The following is a 4,486-nucleotide window of genomic DNA, read 5'->3' as shown; positions in this document are numbered from 1 at the left end:
TCAGCTCCGGCTACATGGTCAGCGAGCGCCTGCGCCAGGAAGGTTTCGACGCCGTGTTCGTGCCCAAGGGCTACGACGAGCAGTTGCTTGCCGACCAAGGGCGTGAGCGCGACATCGAGCTGGCCTTCGTCGGCAGCACCAACAGCGTGGCCTACAGCGGCCGCAAGGCCTTGCTGGACGAGCTGGGCCGGGTCGAGAACCTGATAGTCAGCCGTACCAAGTCGGGTGAAGACTACTCCAACACGCTCAACCGGATCCGCTTCTTCGTCAGTGCCGACGTCGGCATGGGCGAATACATGATCAAGAACTTCGAAGCCATGGCCTGTGGCTGTGTGTTGCTGGCATATGACCAGGGCGAGGAAGAGAACCGAGCGCTAGGCCTGCAGGACATGCACAACGTGGTGTTCTATGACAGCATCCCGACCCTCCAGGAAAAGCTCCGCCGTTTGCGTGCGGAGCCCGAGCTGGCCCGGCAGATTGCAGAAAATGGCCGCCATCTGGCGATTTCCCGTTTCAGTTTCGGCGCAGTTGGACGTAGCATCGTCGACCACATGCGCCCCGCGCTCAGGCCCCATCCGCCGTTGTCTGCATGGCAGCGGCTGCGCCTGAAGCTGGGCATCTAACATAAGAACTTTCGCGCCTGCGGAACGGGCGTTGAAAGTCGATAGTCGCAATGCGGAGGGAGTCCGGTGCGCTTTTCAAATGAGAGTGACGTCACGCTCGTCGTGACCAGTTGTGGGCGGTTCGATCTGCTCAAAGATACCCTTGAGAGTTTCGATCGCTACAATACCGCGCCCATTCGCGAAGTGTTCATCACCGAAGATTCCGGTGACGATGCCGTGCATGCCGCTGTGCCTGAGCACTGGAAACCGTACTGCAAGGTGTTCGTCAACCGGCCAAAGCTGGGCCAGTTGCCGTCTATCGACCTGGCCTACAGCCACGTCAGGACGCCCTACATCTTTCATTGCGAGGACGACTGGCACTTCTATCGCCAGGGCTTCGTCGAAGACTCCCGGGCCATTCTGGAGGTCAGCCCCGACGTGTTGCAGGTGTGGCTGCGCAGTCATGCCCATGACCTGGCCATCCACAGCCCGTACATCCACCTGGGCGACCGCCAGGTGATCGCCGGGGTGCCTTGCTACCCGCTGCTGTCCGACAAGGCCGAGTGGCAGGCGTTTTCGCTCAACCCGGGTCTGCGTCGGTTGAGCGATTATCAGCGTTGCGCGCCATTTGCCGCCTATGCTGGAGAAAAGGCACTTTCCCGACGCTACGCTGAGTTAAACCTGACAGCGGTCACCTTGGAGGGTGATGCAGTATTGCACACTGGATTTGGTAATCACGTGACCTTGCCCATCGAAGTGGAGCGCAAGGTAAAGCGTCGTAGACGTGATCGGATAAAGTTGGCATTGACGCTGGTGGCGGGTGCCGTGATTGGCATGGGAATCACCATTTTTGTTCAATGAAGTCGCTGTCCCACCTGACATGAGCGGGAAAGGGCCAATGAACATCGTCAATATGATGTGGGCGGGTGGAACGCCGTACATGTCCATCCACAAGGTGCATCGGCAGGTACTGTCGCACGCGGGTGCCGATGCCCGGATCAGTAACTGGCTGTTGCTGGGTAGCGGGCTCTGCTGTGGGCTTGGTTCGACCCGGGAATGGCATATGCCCTCACGGGCACTGAAAGGGCGGCACTTCTGGCGCCTGTTGCGCCCATGGTTGCGCATGCGCTTGCGCAAGGCGCTGAACGAGGCCCAGGCTGAAGTAGTGCTGCTCGACGGTGTCGGTGTGGCGCGGTTGGTGTTGCCGTTGTTGCAACAGGTTCCGCAGGTACGTGCCAAAGTCCTTTTTCACGGCAAGACGCGCCTGAGTGCCAGTGATGTTCGCCTGCTGCGCAGGTTCCCGGCCGAGCGGCTGAGCATCGCCGCCGTTTCGCAGACGCTTGCCACATCACTCGAACACGACCTTGGCAGGCCGGTGCAGACCTTGCGTATGGCCCTGGACCCGCGGGCTTTCGCCGAGCCTTTGTTAAGCCGGGAAGCGGCCAGGCAGGCCCTGATGTTGCCGCAGGTAACCGGGTTGCTGCTGGGTGCGGTCGGGCGGTTGGTGGAGAGCAAAGGTTTCGAGATGCTGATCGAGGCGTTCGCCAAGGCCAGTTCGCACCAGCCTGAGCTGCAATTGGCAATCATCGGCGAAGGCCCTCTGCGTGAGGTACTGCAAGCCCGTATCGACGCGCTGGGCCTGGTCGGGCGTGTTCACCTGAGCGGTCACCGCGACGACCTTCAGCGGTTGTACAAGGCATTCGACTGGCTATTGGTGCCTTCGCGCTCCGAAGGCCTGGGGCTGGTGGTACAAGAGGCGGTCATGGCCGATGTGCCGGTGGTGTGCAGCGACCTGCAGGTGTTCCGCGAGCAGTTGCAGGACACCGGTGGCTACCTGCCCGTTGCCAACGAAAATGCCTGGGCCGAGGCGATCGAGCGTTGTGCGGCGATCAGTGCCCCGGCGGTAGCCGCCCGGCAGCGTCAGGCGCTGGCGCCGGAGCAGGCTTGGCAGGCCTTCTGCAACGGCTCGCAAAGCCTGCTGCGCAGCTGACGCTCAGCGCGCCAGCAGGGCTGCCTCGAAGGCGGCAAGAGGGAACCGGTCGCCCAGGTTCTCCCGCTCGATATAGCGCACCATATGCTGCACATTACGCCGAATCATGCGCGCCGACAGTGGCGGGCGCAGGAAGCGCATGTCGGCCACGTCGATCAGCCCCAGGTGCTCGTCGGGAGTGACCACAACATTGCCCAGGTGCAACGAGCGGAAGTACACGCCGCTGTGATGCAACTGGCGGATCAGTTCGATCAGGCGCGGCAGATAGGTGTCCCAGCTGAAACCTTCATCGCGCGACATCTGCAGCAAGGTACGCCCCGGCAGCGGGCGGTACAGCACGGCAGTGCGGCCCGGAAGGTCGAGCTTGTGCTGGCTGATCACTTCCAGCGTGGGAATGCCCAGTTGTGCAAGGCGTGCGGCGTTGTCGACGAAGCGCTGCGAGTACGGGCGCAGCAGTGCAGATGAAATCAGCCGCTTCCTGCGAAAAACCTTGAGGAAATTACCATCCGTGAGCAGGTAGACTTTGGCGCCATGGCTATCTGCCTCAAGCACCTGTGCGCCTTGTGTCAGCTGATCGAAGTCGACCTGGGGGAGCCGGGAGCATTGCATGAATAGAGCCTTGTCGTCGGGCGAACAGAATGACCGGCAATAATGCCGAAAATAATGTTGTAGCACCATTGGATGGTGTCTTTGGTTGATCGGGGGAAAGGATGTTGTATCAGAAAAACTGGGCGCGAGCCTGGTTGGGGTTTGGTCTGATCTGGTTCCTGGCAGCGATTGCCCTGGCACCGAGCAACAAGGTCTATCAGCAAGGCCTGGTGCTGTTCCTGTGGTTGCCGACGCTGGTAATGGCGTGGTCCGCTAGACAAATCATCGTGCAGGCCTGGCGGCGTCAGCCGGCCTTGTGGGGGAGCGTGCTGTTGCTGCTTGCGTGGAGCGGGCTCAGCCTGGTCTGGTCGAGCGCAGAAGACCCTGGGCGCGAGGCCAAGCGCCTGCTCTACATCCTGTTGTTCCTTTTGGCGTTTCCACTGCTGGCCCAGCTTGGCCTGGCCCGTGTCCGCCAACTACTGGTGATCGGTAGTGCCTTGCTGGCGGTGGCGGCGCTGATCTCGGTCATTCATTTCTACGGCATGGAGGGCAAGCTCTGGTTGGTCCGCCTGCAGGGCATCGGCGAGATATCGCACCCTATTCTCGGCGCCTATGTCATCGGCGCGGCCGTGCTTTTCCTGATTTACCAGCCGCCGCAGCAGCGTGGCCTGCAATTGGTATGGCTGGTGGCGCTGGCTTGCCTGGGCGTGTTCGTCATGCTTAGCCAGAGCCGTGGGGCGGTGCTGGCCTTGGTGTTCACCGTGATCCTGGGCCCGCTCTGGTTCCGCGACCGTCACAGCCGGGTGTTTGCCATCCTGGCCGCCCTTGCCACCGGCCTGGCCTTCTATTTCGTTTACGATCTGATCGCCCACCGCGGTTCGTCCTACCGGCCGGAGATCTTCCATGCTGTAGTCGACATGATTGCTGCGGCTCCCTGGAGCGGCCTTGGCCTGGGTGCAAGCTACGACGTGGCTGTAGGGAACAGGCATTTTGACCACACTCACAACATGTTCACCCATGTCGCCGTGGAGATGGGCCTGCCTGGCATGCTGATGTGGATATTGGTGTGGCTGTACACCCTGGGCGAAATCGTACGCGCACGCGGCACACTGTTCGGCAAGATCCTGCTCGGCTTCTGGGTGTACTCCACCCTGGCGATGCAGTTCGATGCCGCCAGCCTCACCGGTACGCCACGTGCCGAATGGTTCATCAGCTGGCTGCCCGTGGGCCTGGCCATGTTGCTGCCATGGGGGAGTGCCGAAAATGGCGCCTGTGGTAAAATTTCCGGTTCAACCTGAACAGCGAG

Annotated in this window: 5 protein-coding genes; 4 read left to right on the top strand and 1 reads right to left on the bottom strand. The window is 61.3% G+C overall.

The window, feature by feature from the left end:
* From JV551A3_RS28775 to JV551A3_RS28765, 3 genes are all read left to right on the top strand, one after another.
* A partial coding sequence (locus tag JV551A3_RS28775; protein ID WP_137010698.1) for a glycosyltransferase family protein occupies positions 1-623 on the top strand: 623 nt, incomplete at its 5' end.
* 66 nt (positions 624-689) lie between these two features.
* A complete protein-coding gene (locus JV551A3_RS28770; RefSeq protein ID WP_133979321.1) occupies positions 690-1,463 on the top strand; it encodes a glycosyltransferase family 2 protein in 774 nt (257 codons plus the stop codon).
* A gap of 37 nt (positions 1,464-1,500) precedes the next feature.
* The gene (locus tag JV551A3_RS28765) at positions 1,501-2,592 is read left to right on the top strand and encodes a glycosyltransferase (protein WP_133975805.1); all 1,092 of its coding nucleotides are present in this window, start codon (positions 1,501-1,503) and stop codon (positions 2,590-2,592) included.
* A 3-nt stretch (positions 2,593-2,595) separates the two neighbouring features.
* On the opposite strand, the gene JV551A3_RS28760 is transcribed toward JV551A3_RS28765, so the two are convergent.
* Positions 2,596-3,201, bottom strand: coding sequence for a serine/threonine-protein kinase (locus tag JV551A3_RS28760; RefSeq protein WP_133975803.1), 606 nt, complete (start codon positions 3,199-3,201; stop codon positions 2,596-2,598).
* 101 nt (positions 3,202-3,302) lie between these two features.
* On the opposite strand from JV551A3_RS28760, the gene JV551A3_RS28755 reads away from it, so the two are divergent.
* On the top strand, positions 3,303-4,478 hold the full coding sequence (locus JV551A3_RS28755) for an O-antigen ligase family protein (RefSeq protein ID WP_133975801.1): 1,176 nt from the start codon (positions 3,303-3,305) through the stop codon (positions 4,476-4,478).
* Positions 4,479-4,486 lie beyond the last annotated feature (8 nt).

Source organism: Pseudomonas inefficax (assembly GCF_900277125.1).
GTDB lineage: Bacteria > Pseudomonadota > Gammaproteobacteria > Pseudomonadales > Pseudomonadaceae > Aquipseudomonas > Aquipseudomonas inefficax.
Note: the sequence above shows the minus strand (reverse complement) of the source record. Positions and strands in the feature narration are given on the sequence as shown.